Source organism: Cyanobium sp. Tous-M-B4 (assembly GCF_024345395.1).
Lineage (GTDB): Bacteria > Cyanobacteriota > Cyanobacteriia > PCC-6307 > Cyanobiaceae > Cyanobium_A.
The window spans coordinates 556,458-574,171 of the sequence record NZ_JAGQBA010000001.1 but is presented as its reverse complement, the minus strand read 5'-3'; the positions used below and the strand labels follow the sequence as shown (position 1 = coordinate 574,171).

Annotated in this window: 19 protein-coding genes; 13 read left to right on the top strand and 6 right to left on the bottom strand. The window is 64.1% G+C overall.

Going from position 1 to position 17,714, the window contains the following annotated elements; all coding sequences use genetic code 11:
- Nucleotides 1-66: 66 nt before the first annotated feature.
- From KBY73_RS02955 to KBY73_RS02945, 3 genes are read left to right on the top strand one after another with little or no spacing between them, the layout of a single operon-like run.
- Complete coding sequence (locus KBY73_RS02955) at nucleotides 67-1,059, top strand: beta-ketoacyl-ACP synthase III (RefSeq protein WP_254935640.1); 993 nt, start codon at nucleotides 67-69, stop codon at nucleotides 1,057-1,059.
- A gap of 38 nt (nucleotides 1,060-1,097) precedes the next feature.
- Nucleotides 1,098-1,991, top strand: coding sequence for an ACP S-malonyltransferase (gene fabD, locus KBY73_RS02950; RefSeq protein ID WP_254935577.1), 894 nt, complete (start codon nucleotides 1,098-1,100; stop codon nucleotides 1,989-1,991).
- Nucleotides 1,988-2,701 (top strand): 1-acyl-sn-glycerol-3-phosphate acyltransferase, encoded by a 714-nt coding sequence (locus KBY73_RS02945; RefSeq protein ID WP_254935576.1) that lies wholly within the window; start codon nucleotides 1,988-1,990, stop codon nucleotides 2,699-2,701. Before fabD ends, KBY73_RS02945 begins: the two co-directional genes overlap by 4 nt.
- Here the strand turns inward: KBY73_RS02945 and KBY73_RS02940 are convergent.
- The 3 genes from KBY73_RS02940 to KBY73_RS02930 are packed head-to-tail and all read right to left on the bottom strand — an operon-like array spanning nucleotide 2,643 to nucleotide 4,184.
- On the bottom strand, nucleotides 2,643-3,308 hold the full coding sequence (locus tag KBY73_RS02940) for a YdcF family protein (RefSeq protein ID WP_254935575.1): 666 nt from the start codon (nucleotides 3,306-3,308) through the stop codon (nucleotides 2,643-2,645). The genes KBY73_RS02945 and KBY73_RS02940 overlap by 59 nt on opposite strands.
- A complete protein-coding gene (gene tsaB, locus KBY73_RS02935) occupies nucleotides 3,308-3,922 on the bottom strand; it encodes a tRNA (adenosine(37)-N6)-threonylcarbamoyltransferase complex dimerization subunit type 1 TsaB (protein ID WP_254935574.1) in 615 nt (204 codons plus the stop codon). Before tsaB ends, KBY73_RS02940 begins: the two co-directional genes overlap by 1 nt.
- A gap of 10 nt (nucleotides 3,923-3,932) precedes the next feature.
- Entirely contained in the window at nucleotides 3,933-4,184 is a 252-nt protein-coding gene (locus KBY73_RS02930) for a Ycf34 family protein (RefSeq protein ID WP_254935639.1), read from the bottom strand.
- 28 nt (nucleotides 4,185-4,212) lie between these two features.
- Here KBY73_RS02930 and KBY73_RS02925 point away from each other — a divergent pair, with 28 nt between their 5' ends.
- The 3 genes from KBY73_RS02925 (at nucleotide 4,213) to KBY73_RS02915 (ending at nucleotide 7,007) form a co-directional block, all read left to right on the top strand.
- The gene (locus tag KBY73_RS02925) at nucleotides 4,213-5,526 is read left to right on the top strand and encodes a CCA tRNA nucleotidyltransferase (protein WP_254935573.1); all 1,314 of its coding nucleotides are present in this window, start codon (nucleotides 4,213-4,215) and stop codon (nucleotides 5,524-5,526) included.
- Nucleotides 5,527-5,592: 66 nt separating this feature from the next.
- Entirely contained in the window at nucleotides 5,593-6,021 is a 429-nt protein-coding gene (locus KBY73_RS02920) for an RNA-binding protein (RefSeq protein ID WP_254935572.1), read from the top strand.
- A gap of 65 nt (nucleotides 6,022-6,086) precedes the next feature.
- A complete protein-coding gene (locus tag KBY73_RS02915) occupies nucleotides 6,087-7,007 on the top strand; it encodes an alpha/beta fold hydrolase (RefSeq protein ID WP_254935571.1) in 921 nt (306 codons plus the stop codon).
- Here KBY73_RS02915 and KBY73_RS02910 read toward each other — a convergent pair.
- A complete protein-coding gene (locus tag KBY73_RS02910; protein ID WP_106632719.1) occupies nucleotides 6,995-7,903 on the bottom strand; it encodes a phytoene synthase in 909 nt (302 codons plus the stop codon). The two genes, KBY73_RS02915 and KBY73_RS02910, sit on opposite strands and share 13 nt — an antisense overlap.
- 5 nt (nucleotides 7,904-7,908) lie before the next feature.
- A complete protein-coding gene (pds, locus tag KBY73_RS02905) occupies nucleotides 7,909-9,282 on the bottom strand; it encodes a 15-cis-phytoene desaturase (protein ID WP_254935570.1) in 1,374 nt (457 codons plus the stop codon).
- Nucleotides 9,283-9,387: 105 nt separating this feature from the next.
- On the opposite strand from pds, the gene KBY73_RS02900 reads away from it, so the two are divergent.
- Together KBY73_RS02900 and KBY73_RS02895 are read left to right on the top strand one after the other, a co-directional pair.
- Nucleotides 9,388-9,765 (top strand): NAD(P)H-quinone oxidoreductase subunit M, encoded by a 378-nt coding sequence (locus tag KBY73_RS02900; RefSeq protein WP_254935569.1) that lies wholly within the window; start codon nucleotides 9,388-9,390, stop codon nucleotides 9,763-9,765.
- Entirely contained in the window at nucleotides 9,762-10,448 is a 687-nt protein-coding gene (locus KBY73_RS02895) for a DUF3172 domain-containing protein (RefSeq protein ID WP_254935568.1), read from the top strand. Before KBY73_RS02900 ends, KBY73_RS02895 begins: the two co-directional genes overlap by 4 nt.
- Nucleotides 10,449-10,502: 54 nt before the next feature.
- Here the strand turns inward: KBY73_RS02895 and KBY73_RS02890 are convergent, their stop codons facing one another.
- Complete coding sequence (locus KBY73_RS02890) at nucleotides 10,503-11,477, bottom strand: LysR family transcriptional regulator (protein WP_254935567.1); 975 nt, start codon at nucleotides 11,475-11,477, stop codon at nucleotides 10,503-10,505.
- A 140-nt stretch (nucleotides 11,478-11,617) separates the two neighbouring features.
- Here KBY73_RS02890 and KBY73_RS02885 point away from each other — a divergent pair, with 140 nt between their 5' ends.
- From KBY73_RS02885 to KBY73_RS02865, 5 genes are all read left to right on the top strand, one after another.
- Nucleotides 11,618-12,319 (top strand): NnrU family protein, encoded by a 702-nt coding sequence (locus KBY73_RS02885; protein ID WP_254935638.1) that lies wholly within the window; start codon nucleotides 11,618-11,620, stop codon nucleotides 12,317-12,319.
- 101 nt (nucleotides 12,320-12,420) lie between these two features.
- The gene (locus tag KBY73_RS02880; protein WP_254935566.1) at nucleotides 12,421-14,439 is read left to right on the top strand and encodes an NAD(P)H-quinone oxidoreductase subunit 5; all 2,019 of its coding nucleotides are present in this window, start codon (nucleotides 12,421-12,423) and stop codon (nucleotides 14,437-14,439) included.
- 240 nt (nucleotides 14,440-14,679) lie between these two features.
- Nucleotides 14,680-16,260 carry an NAD(P)H-quinone oxidoreductase subunit 4 gene (locus KBY73_RS02875; RefSeq protein WP_254935565.1) on the top strand — a complete coding sequence of 527 codons (1,581 nt, stop codon included), beginning with the start codon at nucleotides 14,680-14,682 and terminating at the stop codon, nucleotides 16,258-16,260.
- Between the two features lie 79 nt (nucleotides 16,261-16,339).
- The gene (locus KBY73_RS02870) at nucleotides 16,340-16,729 is read left to right on the top strand and encodes a lipopolysaccharide assembly protein LapA domain-containing protein (protein ID WP_254935564.1); all 390 of its coding nucleotides are present in this window, start codon (nucleotides 16,340-16,342) and stop codon (nucleotides 16,727-16,729) included.
- 93 nt (nucleotides 16,730-16,822) lie between these two features.
- Nucleotides 16,823-17,713 (top strand): segregation/condensation protein A, encoded by an 891-nt coding sequence (locus tag KBY73_RS02865; RefSeq protein WP_254935563.1) that lies wholly within the window; start codon nucleotides 16,823-16,825, stop codon nucleotides 17,711-17,713.
- The last annotated feature ends 1 nt before the right edge of the window (nucleotide 17,714 follow it).

Sequence of the window (17,714 nt, the reverse complement as noted above, 5' to 3'; positions counted from 1 at the left end):
GGGCCATTCCCGGTGTCGCTCGGCGGAGTCAACACACCAGAGCTAAAAGCAACGGGCCAGCTGGGCATGGCCTTAGTTGGATGTGGCAGCGCAGTGCCAGCAGCCAGCATCACCAATCAGCAACTCAGCGAGAGGGTTGACACCAATGACGAGTGGATCCGCACCCGCACTGGCATTGGCGCCCGCCGGATCGCCGGCCCCAGCGAATCCCTCACCTGCCTGGCCAGCCGCGCCGCCCAGGCCGCCCTCGACCATGCCGGCTGGAGCCCAGACGATGTCGACCTGATCCTGCTGGCCACCTCAAGCCCCGACGATTTATTCGGCACGGCGCCGCGGGTGCAGGGGGCCTTAGGCGCCAAACGCGCGGTAGCCTTCGATCTCACCGCCGCCTGCAGCGGCTTTCTGTTTGCCCTGATCACCGCCAGCCAATATTTGGGCAGTGGCGCCATGAAGCGGGCTCTGGTGATCGGCGCCGACCAGCTCAGTCGCTGGGTCGACTGGGACGACCGCAGCACCTGCGTGCTGTTTGGCGATGGTGCCGGCGCCGTGGCGGTGGAGGCTTGCGGAGCGCACGACGGCGGCCTACTGGGTTTCCGCATGCGCTCCGACGGCAGCCGCAACGGCTGCCTAACTCTTGCCCAACTGGATAAACACGCACCCCTGCTCGGGGAGCTGACGGCCCAGCGGGGCGGCTTTGCCCCGATCCAGATGAACGGCCAAGAGGTCTACAAATTTGCGGTCCGAGAGGTGCCGGCAATCCTCAGCGAGTTGCTGGAAGCCACCGGCACCGCCCCCGAGCAACTCGACTGGCTGCTGCTGCACCAGGCCAACCAGCGCATCCTCGACGCCGTTGCCGACCGCTTCGCCATCGCCCACACCCAGGTGCTTAGCAACCTGGCTCTCTACGGCAACACCTCGGCCGCCACGATTCCATTAATGCTCGATGAAGCCGTCAAGGACGGCCGGGTGCAGCCTGGCCATCTGCTGGCCAGCAGCGGCTTCGGCGCCGGCCTTAGCTGGGGTGCAGCGCTCCTGCGCTGGCAGGGCCCCACCGACTGAGACCTAATCTCCTGCCGACTTAGTTAGAGGGTGAAGGCATGGGCATTGCCTGGGTGTTTCCTGGCCAGGGCTCGCAGAAAGTGGGCATGGCAGAGCCGGTGCTGCAGCTGCCTGGAGCCCGGGAGCGTTTCGAGCAAGCCTCAGCCCTGCTGGGCCGTGACCTGCTGGCGATCTGCTCGGGCACGGGGGGTGGCGGCGATCTAAGCGATCTCAACGACACCCGCAACACCCAACCGGCCCTATTTGTGATTGAAAGCCTGCTGGCAGAAGCCCTGCAGGCCCAAGGCCGCTCGCCCCAACTAGTAGCTGGCCACAGCCTGGGCGAACTGGTCGCCTTGCATGTGGCCGGGGTGTTCGACTTCGCCACCGGTCTGCAGCTGATGAAAAGCCGCAGCACCTTGATGGCTGCTGCCGGCGGCGGCGCCATGACGGCGGTGATGGGCTTCGAGCGCAGCGAGCTGGATGACCTGGTGGCAGCCACCGAAGGAGTGGTAGTTGCCAACGACAACAGCGACGCCCAGGTGGTGCTCTCCGGAAGCCCCGAGGCGGTGGCAGCCGTCAGCAGCAGCTTGAAGTGCAAACGGGCGATTCCCTTGGCCGTGAGCGGTGCCTTCCACTCCCCCTTCATGGCGGCAGCCGCCACCGCCTTTGCCACCGAGCTGGAATCGGTGGCCTTCGCCGATGCGGCGATCCCCGTGCTCAGCAACACCGATCCCAGCCCAGAAACCAACGCAGCCGCGCTCAAGGCCCGCCTGGTGCATCAGATGACCACCGGCGTGCGCTGGCGCGAAACCATGGCGCAATTTGGGGCTCTGGGCATCGATATCGTCGTGGAGATTGGACCTGGAGCCGTGCTCAGCGGCCTAATCAAACGCAGCTGCCCTGGCATCCAAACCGCCCAGATCAGCAGCGCCGCCGACCTGGCGCTATGAGCCAATCCAGCCAGCCGCCGGCCCTGATCCGCACACCACGGCCCAGCCTCACCTACCGGCTGATCAGCTATCTGCTGGTGTTTCCGATTTACCGGTTGTTGTTTCGCGGCCGCACCGCTGGCAACGGCAACGTGCCAAGGCAAGGGGCTTTGGTGGTGGTAGCAAACCACGGCTCCCACCTTGACCCCCCCCTACTGGGCCACGCCCTTGGCCGGCCAGTGGCCTTCATGGCCAAGGCCGAGCTGTTCAGGGTGCCGATACTCGGCGCCATCATCCGGGCCTGCGGCGCCTACCCGGTGTCCCGTGGTGCCAGCGACCGCGAGGCCATCCGCACCGCCACCAACCGCCTGCTCGAGGGTTGGGCCACGGGCGTATTCATCGACGGCACCCGCCAGGCCAATGGCCGGGTCAATGATCCCCAGGCTGGCGCTGCCCTGCTGGCGGCCCGAGCCGGCGTGCCCCTGCTGCCGGTGGCGATCATCAACAGCCACCGGGCCCTGGGGCCTGGGCAAGCGGGCGCACGGCTACTGCCCATTCACATCCGCATTGGCACGCCAATTCCAGCGCCGGCTTCGCGGCGTCGCGCCGACCTCGACATCGCCACGGCCGCCTGTCAGGCCCAGATCAATGCTCTGCTCGACCAGGGTTTGATCAATGGCCGCCAGATGGGCCCAGCTGGCCAGGCAGGCGAGCTGCCGCCCAGTCCTTGAGGTCTCGGCCACTCAACACCCACAAGGCAGCCCGGAGTCCATCGCCCCACACCTTGCGCCGCCCCTCCGGCTGACAGCTATCACCACACGAAACTGGCACCGGAGTGAGGTGGATGCCGCGGCTGCCGGCCACAATCCTTCCCACCAGCAGTGCCCGGTCCATGTGGTCACTGCTGGTGACCAGCAGGGCGTGGCGGATGCGGGCCTGGCGCAGATCGTCAACTAGGGAGGTGAAATTGGAAAGGGTGTCGCGAGCTCGGTAGTCGAGCTGCACCTGGTGGGACGGCAAGCCCTGGCGTTGCTCAAACAACCAGTGGGCATATTCAGGATTACTGCCGCCACTCACCACCACCGGCAACCCCCGGCGGGCCGCCAAAGCAGCAGCCTCCCGCTCCCGCGCCAGATCGCCGCCCAGCACCAGGATCATCTGGGCTGGCGGGGGCGCCGGCCACCACCAACCGCGCGATAGCCAAAGAAAACCACCAGCCAGCAGCACTGCCAAAAGCCCCCAGGGGCCGGGGCGAAGCCGGCGAGAGCGCCGCTTGCGGGAGCGCCCCTGAACGCGGCGAAGGTGAGGGCGCTGCAGCGGATCGGGCTGGGACACCATCAGAGGCCCGCCACCGGCGAAGTGGGGTACGAGGGCAACACGGGCTGCCAGGGCGCTGCCAGGCCCTGATCTTCTGCCTGCACGCTCAGCTCAAGCAATTGCTCAACGTCGTTGGGCAGCAGGGGCGCGGCGGACAGCTGGGGACCCGGCGGCAAAGGCGTATCTGGGGCAAACAGCCGGGGCGCCTGCAACTCGATGATGGCGCGATCTGGGCCAGCAGGGGCATAAAGCCCAGCCACCACGCCGCGGCGCGGCAGCTCCTGCACCAACCAGGTTGGCTCGCAAATCCCCAGCCGCCGGGCCACCAGCAAAAAGCTGCCCACCCCGTCGAGGGGCAACTGCAACTGCTGGGCCAGGGTGCGGGCCAGCACCACCGTGAGCCGGGTGCCGGTGAACCCGCCTGGACCAGTAGCCACCGCCAGGCGTCTGAGCTGGGGCCACTGCTCAGCGGGCAATAGCTGTTCAATGCAGCTGAACAGCTGATTGGAGAGCTCGCGGCCAAGGGGAAAGGCGCGCACCACAGTGCTGCCCGCCAAAGCGCTTGGTTCGTCGAGCCAGCGGACTCCTACGCCGAGCACCTCACTGGAGCTGTGCAAGGCCAAAACGGCAGCCATCAGCTTGTCCTCATCGCGGCAGGGCTGCGCCTGGACAGAGACGCTGCCAGCGGCCCACATCCCGCTGAAAACTGCCGCAGGCGCGCACGTCCCACTCCACTCCCACCCCGCCTGCAGGAAGATCCTGCACCTGCACGTGAATGCGTGGCTCGGTCGGGCTGAGATCGGGCTCCAGGCAGAGGTGGGGTGCACCGTGCTGGCGCTCCACCGCGTGGTAGGCCTGACAGCGGTCGACCCAGTGGCAATCCACGCAGATGCACATGCTGCCCAGGCTGAGCCAGGAACCCATTGTGACGGCTCACCGCCCCGCTGGCGAGGTGGCAGAAGAGCTGTGGCAGCGCTTGCTGGCCGAGCCATGGCCCCTTCCCCGAGAAGCCCTGCCGCCTGGCACGGCCCTGGTGGGGGGCGCCGTGCGCGATGGCCTGCTGGGGTGCCTCGAGCGCCAGCCAGACCTGGACGTAGTGGTACCTGGAGATGCCCTAGCCCTGACCCGGCAGCTGGCCAGGGACCATGGCGGCACCTGCGTGGTGCTGGATGCGGAGCGCAGCATCGCCCGGTTGGTGCTGGGGGGCTGGAGCCTCGACCTGGCCCGCCAGGAAGGTTCCAGCCTGGAAGCGGACCTGGGGCGCCGGGACTACACAATCAACGCCATCGCCCTGCCCCTGCCCGCCGCCGGCGCCGCCGCGGCAGTCCTGGTGGACCCCACCGGCGGTCTCAGCCACCTGGGCAACCGCCAGCTGGTGGCGGTGAGCGAAGCAAATCTGCTCGCCGACCCCCTGCGCCTGCTGCGGGGCATCCGCCTGGCCTGCTGCCTGAACTTTGAACTAGACCCCACCAGCCGCCGCTGGATTGAATCCCATGCCAACCAGCTCGCAGGGGTAGCCGGCGAACGGGTGCTGGCGGAGCTGGAGAAATTGGCCAGCGCTGCCTGCGGAGAAACGGGCCTGGCCCTGGCCCTGGAATGCGGCCTACTAAGCAGTTGGGGCGCCGATGCCACTCCCACCGATGCCCCTACGACGGGTGCAGCTGCCCTAAGCGCACTGGGTTTGGATCAAGCCCAGGATCGGGGCCTGCAAGCCGAAGAAATCTCCTGGGCCCTGCCTCTTGCGCGCCTAACCGCCCTGCTGCCCCCCGAAGCCATGGCCGGCCTGCGCAGCAGCCGGCGCCTGCAACAACGCTGCCGGGCCCTGCGCCACTGGCGCCAGGAGCTGGGCTCAGTGGGTGGCTGGGATGGGCTGCCGGAGGCTGGACGGCTGGCCCTATGCAGCGAATTGGAGGCCGATCTGCCCGCCCTGCTGCTGCTGCTGCCCCAGTCGGCAGCAGGCCTGCTGGAGCGCTGGCGCCTGCCAAGCGACCCCCTGTTCCATCCAGCGCCGCCCCTAGATGGCCTCAGCCTGCAGCAGGAGCTGGGGATTCCCCCAGGGCGCCTGCTGGGGCGCCTGCTCGCACACCTGACGCTCGAGCGCGCCTTCGGGCGCTTGGCTGCAGGGCCTGAGGCCCATGCTGAAGCCCGCGCAGAAGTGCTGGCTGCGGCACAAAGCTGGTGGCAGCAACACGGGCATGAGCAACAAAAAGAGGGAGGCGCGGACCGGCGGCATGATTAACTTTCTGATGCAAAGGCGCATCGAGAGGCTTCTCCTCGCCTGCAGAAAGTTTTTTCCCCCTTCCCCATGAGCATCCGCCTCTACGTCGGCAACCTGCCGCAGACCTTTGATGCCAAGGAGCTCGAAGCTCTGTTCAGTGCCGTGGGTGAAGGAGTGCGCTTCAAGGCAGTCAACGACCGCGACACCGGCGCTTGCCGCGGTTTCGGCTTTGCCAACGTTGAAGATCAAAAGACTGCCGAAACGGTGATCGAGCAGCTCAACGGCAAGGATTTCGGCGGCAATGCCATGCGCATCGAAATCTCCGAGCGCAAGGACAGCCGCAGCCCAGCCCCCGGCGAGCGTCGCCCCGGCGGCGCTGCTCCCACCGCTGCCCGCAAGGCCGTCAACAAGGTTGTCCACGCCGACAACGTCGATAGCGAAGCTCCCGATCCCCGCTGGGCCGGCGAACTGGCCAAGCTCAAGGACCTGCTTTCTAACCAGAAGGCTGCTGTCTGAGCCAAGCACTTACTGATACGAATCCGATCTCCAGCCACTGGAACTGGCAGGGGCATCGGATCCACTTGCTTGCAACGGGGTCGCCCAGCAGCACCGACCGGGTTGTGCTTATCCATGGCTTTGGGGCGTCAGTGGGCCACTGGCGCCACAACCTGCCGGCCCTCGCTCCCCATGCCCGGGTGCTCGCCCTCGACCTACTGGGTTTTGGCGCCAGCGATAAGCCTGGCTCCCAATTAGCTCAAGAGCCGTCAAGGCGGGGCGCTGTTCAGTACTGCTTCGACCTCTGGGGCCGCCAGGTCGCAGATGCGGTGCGGCAGCTGCTTCTGGCTGAATCTGACAGCGGCCCAGAGCCCCCCCGCGTGCACCTGGTGGGCAACTCCATAGGCGCGATGGTGGCCCTCACCGCCGCCCGGTTGCTCCTGGCAGAGGGTTTACCTCCCTTTCAGGTGATCCTGATCGACTGCGCCCAGCGCACCCTCGACGACAAACGGGCGGCCCAGCTGCCTGGCTGGGAGCGCACCAGTCGCCCCCTTGTGAAGCAGCTGGTGCGGCAGCGCTGGGTGATCGTGCCCCTGTTTCGCCTACTGGCCCAGCCGGCCTTCATTCGCAGCGTGCTGGCACGGGCCTACCCAAGTGGTGCCCACATCGACGATGAGCTGGTAGCCCTGCTGCACCGCCCCAGCACCGATCCAGGTGCCACGGAAAGCTTTCGCGGCTTCGTCAACCTGTTTAACGACCATCTAGCCCCCGAGCTGCTGGCAGACCTAAGCGCCGCCACCCCACCGCTACCGGTGCGCATGATCTGGGGAGAAGCTGATCCCTGGGAGGATCCAGCCGAGGCACGCCGCTGGGCCGAGCAATACTCCTGCGTTCAGGATCTACGCGTGCTGCCGGGGCTGGGACACTGCCCCCACGACGAAGCACCTGAGCTGGTGAATTCAATTCTGCTGGAGTGGATTGGAGGCGGCCCTAATCAGCGCACCTGAGCAACTAGATAGGAAAAAGGTAGATCGAATAGCTTGCCAGCCCTCGGCACAAAGGCTCGCTTGTTAAAAACGTCGTAGTGATGCTCTTCAATTACATCAAGAATGCCCCTATACAGCCGCAACGATGCCCATACTGGCCATCGGGCGTCGGGAGCAAGCCAGCGCACTCCTGCCTCTGAGCGGGCAAACCACATTCGGGCTCTCTCTAGCTGGAATCGCATCAGCGCACGCCAGTTATCATTAACCGTGCCCGCAAGCAATTCGGCTTCGCTATAGCCAAATCGCTCCAGATCTTCCTGGGGAAGGTAAATGCGTCCTCTAGATCGATCTTCGCCCACATCGCGAAGAATATTGGTGAGCTGGTTGGCGATGCCGAGAGCTACAGCTGCGTGGGAGGTGTCCGGCCGATCACTCCAAGGGGCGCTTGTGTAGGCAGGATCCAGTCCCATCACCTCCTGAGTCATCAGGCCAACGGTACCTGCAACCCGATAGCAGTAGAGCTCCAGATCTTCGAAGGTGGGGTAACGGTGCAAGCGCAGATCCATCCTCTGCCCCTCGATCATGTCTAGGTAAGCCTGCAGGGGCTGGGGGTAACGCTCCATCGTGTCCCGCATAACCAGATCGAGGCCATCGCAAACCTCGCCAGCAAACAGAGCCCTAGTGCGCTCCTCCCAGGCATCTAGGCGATCTGCCAGCTCTGCCACAGGACGGGCTTGGGCCTCCGCACTATCCATCAGCTCATCTGTGCGGCGGCACCACACATAAATCGCCCAAATCGCCCGGCGCTTGGCCGGCGGCATCAGCAGGGTGCCCAGATAAAAGGTCTTAGCCCACTCGGCCGTCTCCTGCCGGCAGGCCTCATAAGCCTTCTCCAAATTTGGGAGCGAGGACACCACCACAACTAGACCGCCGTACCAATCGCCTGAGCACACTGCTTACCGCTCAGCACCGCCCCCTCCATTGAGGCCAGGTAGCGCTGCATGGTGTAGCAACCGGCCAGGAAGAAGTTTGGGATCGGTGAGGCCTGATCGGGCCGCAGTTGCTGGCAGCCAGGCACGGTTTTGTAAACCGACAGTGGTGTTTTGACCACGATCGACTTGCGCAGCGTGGCTTGGTCGTTGCCGGTGAAGTGCATCGGGAACAGGCGCTTGAGCTCCTCCATCGTGGCCGCCACGATGTCCTCGTCAGAGCGACCAATCCAGTCTTTGGCTGGGGCAAATACCAGCTCCAGCATCGAGCGCTCCGGATCCTCGTATTCCTTGCAAGTATTACTCATATCGGCATACACGCTCAGCAGCGGGCTACGGCTGAACAGCAGGTGGTCGATCTCGGTGAGCTTGCGATCAAACCAGAGGTGAATATTGATCACCGGCACCCCATTGAGGCCGTCGAGCTTCTTGAAATAGGGAATCTCCTTCCAAGCCTCAGGCAGCAGCAGCTTGAAAGGATCAACGGGCATGGCGCTCACATAGGCGTCGGCCGTGAGGGTGCGGGGCTCCTGGCCCTTGATGCCACCAATCTGGAAAGCCTTCACCGTGCCGTCGGCATTGAGCTCGATCTGGCGCAACGGGGAATTTAGGTGAACTTCCCCGCCACGGGCCTCGACGTAATCGACGATCGGCTGGCACAACCGCTGCGGTGGGTTGCCATCAAGGAAGGCCATCTTGGAGCCATCACCCTCCTGCAGGAAGCGATTTAGGGCAGTGAGCACCACCGTGCTGGAAATTTCATCGGGATCAATGAAGTTCAGCGCCTTGGCCATGGCGATGAATACCTCGTCATTGACCCGCTCGGGAATGTTGTGCAGCCTCAGCCACTCAGTCCAGGAATACTTATCGCATTCTTCTACATACTGCTGGCCGCGCAAAATTGCAGGCACCAAGCCCATGCCGAAGGCAATCTTCTCGGGCCAGGTGAGCAGGTCGTTATTGCTGAGGATGGCCGCCAAACCATTGAAAGGGGCTGGGATGTCGGGGAAGTCAAAGCGGCTGTAGGTGCCTGGCGTCTCCATTTGGTTGAAGATCATCGAGTGGCTTTTCCACTGCAGACGGTCTTCGATATCCAGCTCCTTAAACAACTGGCGCATGTTGCGGTAAGCGCCGAAAAAGATGTGCAAACCGGTCTCATACCAGTCGCCGTCTTCGTCCTGCCAGGCCGCCACCTTGCCGCCCAGCACGTCGCGGGCTTCCACCACCACCGGCGTATGGCCGGCATCACAGAGGTACTTGGCGCACGACAGCCCGGCTAGCCCTGCTCCGGCAATGACGACGCGCATAGCCCCTTTCAAAAATCCAGATGCAACCTTAAAGGGGGCGCCTGACCCCTGCGGCTGGGGGGGGTTTCTAGAGTTGATGCATTGGGTGCTCGCAATCCACTCCCCATGGCCGACTCACTCCCTGCCGAATCCCGCCCTGCAGAGACCTTGCTGAAGTCCACCACCCGCCACGTGCGGCTGTTCACCGCCCGAGTGGAGGACGGCAACCTGCTGGCTGATCCCAGCCAGCTCACCATGGATGTGGATCCCGACAACGAGTTTCTCTGGGACGCCCCGGTGCTGGCCAAGGTGCAAGACCACTTCCGCGAGCTGGTGGCCGCCCAAGCCGGCGCCGACCTCACTGAATACAACCTGCGCCAGATCGGTTCGGAGCTGGAAGGGCTAATTCGCCAGCTGCTCCAGGCCGGCGAGCTTCGCTACAACCCGGATGCCCGGGTACTCAACTACTCAATGGGCCTACCTCGCAGCACCGAAAGCCTGTGAGCCGCTCCCGCTACATCTCAGATCGCTACGCCGGTGAGCGCCCAGATGAGGGGCGTTCACCCGGAGGGCGTTACGCAGAGGATGCCTATGAGCGGGGCGGTCGTCGCAATGAGCCCAGGCGGCCTGCCGGGGGCGGCAATAAAGGCGGCCCGGGCGGCAGTGGCCCTGGCGGAAGTGGTCCTGGCGGCACAGGCCCCTTTCAGTTCAACGTGGGCACCCTGGCGATCCTGGCTGGGGTGCTGGTGGTGGGCATCGGCATCGGCACCGCCATCTCCAGCACCACCCAGGGCGACCAGGGCAACATCGCCAGCAGCCAGCAGCTGGACATGGCGGTGCCTGATCCGGAGTTCTGCCGCCAGTGGGGCGCCAGTGCCTTCGTGATGGACGTGGAGCTCTACACCACCATGAACCCCAGCTCCAGCTTCGTGACCCAGCCGGAGCTCAAGGCCGGCTGCGTTATCCGCCGGGAAAACTGGAGCGTGTTGCAGAAGGAAGGAGCCGTAACCAACGAACAGATGCGCCAGTGCAAGCAGCGCATGAACACCTTCGCCTACATCGGCTCAGTCAAAGACAAGCCAATCGTGCGCTGCGTCTACCAAACAGACACCAGCCAAAACAAATTCCTAACGAAGGGAGTAGCTGATGACACGGTGGGCGTCACCCCTGAAGCCGATCAGTTCTGAAACTGATCAATTCTAAAACTGATCAATTCTGAATCAAATTAATTTTGAACCAGATCAGTTCTGAGTAAGGGCCTCCTGCTGCTGCAACGGCCGGCGCAGGGGGCTATCGGGGCTGGCAAACACGGGCAGCACCTCCTTGCGGAAGGCATCGGCGGCCCGGGAGCAATAGCGGGCTGGATGGGTGATCAGCTTCAGCTGGCGGCGCACGAGCAGGTCGGCCACCTGGGGGCGATGCAGGCTGCCAGCCGAGAGCTCCCGCTCAATTGAGACCACAGGCAGGAAGGCGGCCCCAAGCCCCGACTGAACGGCGTTTTTGATCGCCTCAAAGGAATTGAGTTCCATCTCAATCTTGAGCCGGCCCACATCCAAGCCGGAGCGGGCCAGCAGCTGGTCGACCATCTTGCGGGTGGTCGACTGGGCATCAAGGCAGACAAAACCCAGCCGGTAGAGGTCGTCTTTAGTGAGCTCGGGCAGGCGGGCCAGCGGATGCTTCACCGGCAGAACCAGGGCCAACTCATCGCTGGCGTAGGGCACCACCTGCAGCAGCTCACAAAGCTCCGTTGGAAGCTCGCCGCCGATGATCGCCAGATCCACCTGACCATTGGCCACGCTCCAGCCGGTGCGGCGGGTGCTGTGCACCTGCAATTGAACCGCCACTTCGGGATACTTCTGCCGAAACAGACCAATCATTCGCGGCATTAAATAGGTGCCGGTGGTCTGGCTAGCGCCAACGATGAGCGAGCCGCCGCGCAGGTTGTGCAGGTCTTCTAAAGCCCGGCAGGCCTCCTGACACTGGCTCAGGATTCGGTCGCAGTAGCTGAGCAGCAGGTGGCCTGCCTCGGTGAGCTGGGCCTTGCGCCCGCCCCGATCAAACAGGCTGACGCTGAGCTGCTTCTCCAGATTCTGAATCTGCAGGCTCACCGCCGGCTGAGTCACATAAAGGCTGTCTGCGGCCTTCTTGAAGCTCCCCTCAGAGGCGATGGCCCGCAGGATGCGGAGCTGATCAAGAGTAAAAGGCAGGTCTGCCATTGGGTTGCCTGGATCGGCCGGAGCCTGCCAGCTGGCGAGTTCAAAACTCTAGGGGGGAAGCCTGGCAGCGAGAATCGTGAGCTTCACAACTCCCCATCCGGCCCGTGCCCCCCAGCTCTTCGCACCACAGCAGCTGGGTAATGCTCGGCCTGTTGCTGGCTTTCGCCGTAGTTCACAGCGGCGGAGCTTCGCTGCGGGTGTGGGGCGCAGCAAAAATTGGCGAGCGGGCCTGGCGGCTGCTGTTTGCCGCGGTGAGCATCCCCTCAGCCGTGGTGGTGATCGGCTACTTCCTCGCCCATCGCTACGACGGGGTGCGCCTCTGGAATCTCCAGGACCAGCCCTGGATCGTGCCCGTGGTGTGGGCCGGCACCGCGATCAGCTTTTTGTTTCTTTATCCAGCCACCTACAACCTGCTGGAAATCCCGGCGGTGCTCAAGCCCCAGGTGCGGCTTTATGCCACCGGCATCATCCGCATCAGCCGCCATCCCCAGGCGGTGGGCCAGGTCCTCTGGTGCGCCACCCACCTGCTCTGGATCGGCAGCAGCTTCATGGTGGCCACCTGCGCCGGCCTGATCGCCCACCACCTATTTGCGGTGTGGAACGGCGACCGCCGCCTGGCCAAGCGCTTCGGTAGCGCCTTTGAGGAGCTGAGGGCTAGCACCTCGATCCTTCCCTTTAGGGCGATATTGACCGGCCACCAGCAGCTGGTCCCCAGCGAATTTCTACGGCCAGCCCAGCTGGGCATTGCCATTGCCGTGGGCGTGTTTTGGTGGGCCCATCGCTTCATCGGCCTCGGCGCTACGAGCTTCGCTCGCACAGGCTTGGGCCACCTGCTGGGCTGAGTGCTGCTAGCCGAGAAGCTCCCCGCCCATGGGCGAGCCCGCACAGGCCTGGGTATGCACTTGTTTGGCTGCCTACACTTGCGCCAACCAGCTTGCAGCGCATGCCGTCAGCCGCCGAACTCGCCTGGTTGATTCCGGTGCTGCCCCTTGTCGGGGCTTGTATTACCGGGCTGGGGCTGATCAGCTTCAACCGCACCGTCAATCGGCTGCGCAAACCAGTGGCCTGGTTGCTAATCAGCTGCGTGGGAGCGGCTGCAGTTCTGAGCTACGCCGTATTGGCCCAGCAACTGGCGGGTGCACCACCCACCGAAGTGCTGTTCAACTGGGCCAGCGCCGGCACCTTCAACCTGCAGATGGGCTTCCGGGTGGACGCCCTCGGCGCCGTGATGCTGTCGTTGGTGACCACCATCGCCGTACTGGTGATGGTTTATTCCGATGGCTACATGGCCCATGACAAGGGCTACGTGCGCTTTTTCACCTACCTAGCCCTATTCAGCAGCTCGATGCTGGGCCTGGTGATCAGCCCCAACCTGCTGGAGATTTATGTGTTCTGGGAGCTGGTGGGCATGTGCTCCTACCTGCTTGTGGGCTTCTGGTACGACCGCGATGGCGCCGCCAATGCCGCCCAGAAAGCCTTTGTGGTGAACCGGGTTGGCGACTTCGGTCTGCTGCTGGGAATCCTGGGTCTGTTCTGGGCCACCGGCAGCTTCGGCTTTGAGGAAATTGGCAGCCGGCTGCAGGAGGCCGTAGCCGGCGGCAGCATTTCCAACGCGGCGGCGATTCTGCTGTGTCTGCTGGTGTTCATGGGACCGATGGCGAAATCGGCCCAATTCCCCCTGCACGTCTGGCTTCCGGATGCCATGGAGGGCCCGACCCCCATTTCAGCCCTGATCCACGCGGCAACCATGGTGGCCGCCGGTGTGTTCCTAGTCGCACGGTTGCAACCCGTTTACGAACCCTTCCCGGCTGTGCAGGCCACGATCGCCGTGGTGGGGACCATCACCCTGGTGCTGGGGGCCTCGATTGCCCTCACCCAGATGGATCTCAAGAAAGGTCTGGCATACAGCACCGTTTCCCAACTGGGTTACATGATGCTGGCCATGGGCTGCGGCGCTCCGGTGGCCGGCATGTTCCACCTGGTGACCCATGCCTTCTTCAAGGCGATGCTGTTTTTGGGATCCGGCTCGGTGATCCACGCCATGGAAGAGGTGGTGGGCCATGAGCCCGTGCTCGCCCAAGACATGCGCTTGATGGGTGGGCTGCGCAAATACATGCCGATCACCAGCAGCACCTTCCTGATTGGCTGCGTAGCCATCGCCGGCATTCCACCTCTGGCTGGCTTCTGGAGTAAGGACGAGATCCTCGGCGTGGCGTTTGGTTCGTTCCCCGTGCTCTGGGTGGCTGGCTTCATCACCGCCGGCATGACCGCCTTTTACATGTTCCGCCTCTACTTCCTCACCTTTGAGGGGGAGTTTCGCGGCAATGATCAGGCCATGCGGGCCCAGCTGCTGGCTGAAGCAGGGAAAACCACTGATGAACAGGGCGATAGCCATGGCGACGACCATGGCCACGCCAGCCATCCGCACGAATCCGGCTGGCAGATGGCTATGCCCCTAGCCGTGCTGGCCGTGCCCTCAGTGCTGGTAGGCCTGCTTGGCACCCCCTGGAACAGCCGCTTCGGCAACCTGCTCGACCCCAAGGAGGCAGCCGAGGTAGCCGAACACTTCAGTTGGAGCGAATTCCTGCCCCTGGCCGGAGCCTCCGTGGGCATCTCCATCGCCGGCATAACCGTGGCCGTGCTGGCCTACGCGCTGCACAAAATCGATCTGGGCAAAGCCGTAGCTGCTCGCTTCCCCGCACTTAATGCATTCCTGGCCAACAAGTGGTACCTCGATGCGATCAACGACAAGTTGTTCGTGCAGGGCAGCCGCAAACTGGCCCGCCAGGTGCTGGAGGTTGATTCCAAGGTTGTTGATGGAGTCGTCAACCTCACCGGGCTGGTGACCCTGGGCAGCGGCGAGGGGCTCAAATACTTCGAAACCGGCCGGGCCCAGTTCTATGCCCTGATCGTGTTCGGCGGCGTCATCGCCCTAGTGGTTTTATTCGGCTCGCTTGGCTGAGCGGTTCGGCCGTTACGCCCGCTTCGCGGGCAACACGGCCTCGGCCGCACCAGCACCTACACCGCCCCACCACAGCGCCTGCGCCCGCTCTTGGCTGATCCCCAGGCGTAAGCGCGTAGCGCGTGCCTGGGGATCAGCCAAGAGCGGGCGTGAGGCACAACTCTGTGTGACATCCCCCATCAGCAGAGTGCCGGGCCCGACTGAATTTCTACACTCCGGCCAAACGGTGAGGCCTGGTTCGTGCCCTTCCCATGGTTGAGCGCGTCGATCCTGTTCCCGATCGCCGCGGCCCTGGTAATTCCTTTCATTCCCGATGCCGGCGACGGCAAGCGGATTCGCTGGTATGCCCTTGGCATCACCCTGATCACCTTCTTGATCACCGTGGGGGCCTACCTCAACGGCTATGACCCGGCGGTCGAAGGGCTGCAGCTGGTGGAGCGGGTGCAGTGGCTGCCCAGCCTGGGGTTGGCCTGGTCGGTGGGGGCGGACGGCATCTCGATGCCCCTGATCCTGCTCACCAGCTTCATCACCTCCCTGGCGGCTCTGGCTGCCTGGCCGGTGACCTTCAAGCCCAAGCTCTTTTATTTCCTGCTGCTGCTCATGGATGGCGGCCAGATCGCCGTGTTCGCGGTGCAGGACATGCTGCTGTTCTTCCTGGCCTGGGAGCTGGAACTGCTGCCGGTGTATCTGCTGCTGGCTATCTGGGGCGGCAAAAAGCGTCAGTACGCAGCCACCAAATTCATCCTCTACACAGCCGGTAGCTCCCTGTTCATTTTGGTGGTGGGCCTGGCGATGGCCTTCTACGGCGGTGGCACCCCCAGCTTTGAGTACACGGAGCTGATGGCCAAGGACTTCTCAACGAAGTTCCAGCTATTCGCCTACGCGGGCCTGCTGATCGCCTTTGGGGTGAAGCTGCCAATCGTGCCCCTGCACACCTGGCTGCCCGATGCCCACGGCGAGGCCACGGCTCCGGTGCACATGCTGCTGGCCGGCATCTTGCTGAAGATGGGGGGCTATGCCTTGCTGCGCTTCAACGTGCAGCTTCTACCAGAGGGGCATGCCCAATTTGCGCCGCTGCTGGTGGTGCTGGGGGTGGTGAACATCATCTACGCCGCGCTCACCTCTTTTGCCCAGCGCAACCTCAAGCGCAAAATCGCCTACAGCTCGATCAGCCACATGGGCTTCGTGCTGATCGGCATCGGCAGCTTCAGTGCCCTGGGCACCAGCGGCGCCATGCTGCAAATGATTAGCCACGGACTGATCGGCGCCAGCCTTTTCTTCCTGGTGGGCGCCACCTACGACCGCACCCACACCCTGCAGCTCGACGACATGGGCGGGGTTGGCCAGAAGATGCGCAAGATGTTTGCCCTGTGGACCATCTGCTCCCTAGCCTCCCTTGCCCTACCAGGCATGAGTGGCTTCGTGTCCGAGCTGATGGTGTTCACGGGCTTCGTGACCAGCGAGGCCTATTCACTCAGCTTCCGCATCGTGATGGCGGCCCTAGCGGCGGTGGGCGTGATCCTCACCCCGGTGTACCTGCTCTCGATGTTGCGGGAAATCTTCTTCGGCAAGGAAAACACTGAGCTTGCCTCCCACACCCACCTGGTGGATGCGGAGCCCCGCGAGATCTACGTGATCAGCTGTCTGCTCGTGCCGATCGTGGGCATCGGCCTCTACCCCCGGGTGATGACCGACACCTACCGGGCTTCGATCGAAGCCCTTGTGCAACGGGAGACCACCGCCCTCGCCAAGGTGATTCAGCCGCCGCCGGGCGATTTGATTCGCCAACCCCTGCTTTCGGCGCCAGCCCTGCCGGCCTGATCCGCCTCCCTGGGTAACAAAACTGTGCAGATAGCCCGCGGTGAGTTCACCCCTGGGCTGCCCTAATTACGCTCCTGAGATGAAACAGCTGAACTTTCTGCTGATCTTCAGCTTTGGCCTAGCCATGGTGATGTTCACCCTGGAGAACACAGCCCCCACCACGGTCCACTTCCTGCCAGGCCTGAGCGGCACCCTGCCCCTTGCCGCCCTGCTGCTGCTAGTGGGAGGCATCGGCGCCACCGCTGCCTGGGTTTTTGCGGTGTGGACCGGGGTGGTGCGCAAGGTGGAAGCGGTGCAGAGCCAGGGCGAATTCGCCGCCCAACAGGTGCGCATCCAGGAGCTGGAAAACGACCTGCAGCGCTACCGAGCCACGGTGGATGCCCAGCTGGGGCTACTGCCAGCGGCCGGGCAAAGCTCGGCTCCCGCCAATCCCGATGCCGCCGAAGCCGTGACCGTGTCAGTTGGCTGACCCCAGCGGTGGTGCTTTGGCAGCGGTGGTGGTGCGAAAGGGCCAACACCGGTAGCGTGCGACCAACGACTCAGCGGAGGCCGCGGGGCACGATTGGCTGAAGGAGGCGCAAGATTGGCCATACGCCTGCTCCAGGACGCGGCGGAGCGGGGCGATCTCGACCCATGGGATGTGGACGTGATCGCCGTGGTGGATGGTTTTCTAGACCAGCTGCGCCAGCGCATTGAGGTGCCCCGCCTGGTCGTAGCAAACGCACCAAGCCGGGGCGGCAGCTACGAGCAGGACCTGGCTGAAACCAGTGAGGCCTTTTTGGCGGCCTCGGTGTTGGTGAGCCTCAAAGCCGAAGTGCTGGAAGCGGCCACCTTTGCGCAGGAAGCACCAGACCAGGACGAGATCGGCTTTGATTTCGATCACGACGGCCAAGGCTGGCTGGTGAACCCCGCCCTGGCCCTACCTCAGCGACCGGAAAGGCACCTCTGGCGCCGGCCCGTAGCGCCGCCACCCCTACAACGACCGGTGACCCTGGGGGAATTGATCCGCCAGCTCGAAGACATCGCCGAGCGACTCGAAGCGGACGAGGGTCGGATTCGGCCGCGCCACCGACCCAAGCGCTATAGCGAAAGGGCAGCGATTGAGCAGGTGGCCGCCCTGGCGCACCGCGAGAAGTTGCCGGAAACCACCGCCGCCCTCAGCCAGTTTTTACTTAGCTGGGATCCTGCCCACGCCTGGGCCGGCTTCAACGAGCTGGTGCAGGACTGGGCTGCCCACGTGGAAGCCAAGGGTGCGGACGCCGAGCTGGACCGGGACCGGGTAGGGGTGTTCTGGGCCCTGTTGTTTCTCTGCCACCAGGGCAAGGTGGAACTCGACCAGCAGGGAGGGCTTTTTGGCCCTTTGCACCTGCGGCGCCTGCTCCACCCTGGCGAGGCCCGCCAACTGCCCCTAGTGCCAGCCATCGGTGCGGCGGAGCAGGCGCTGGCGGCTTAAG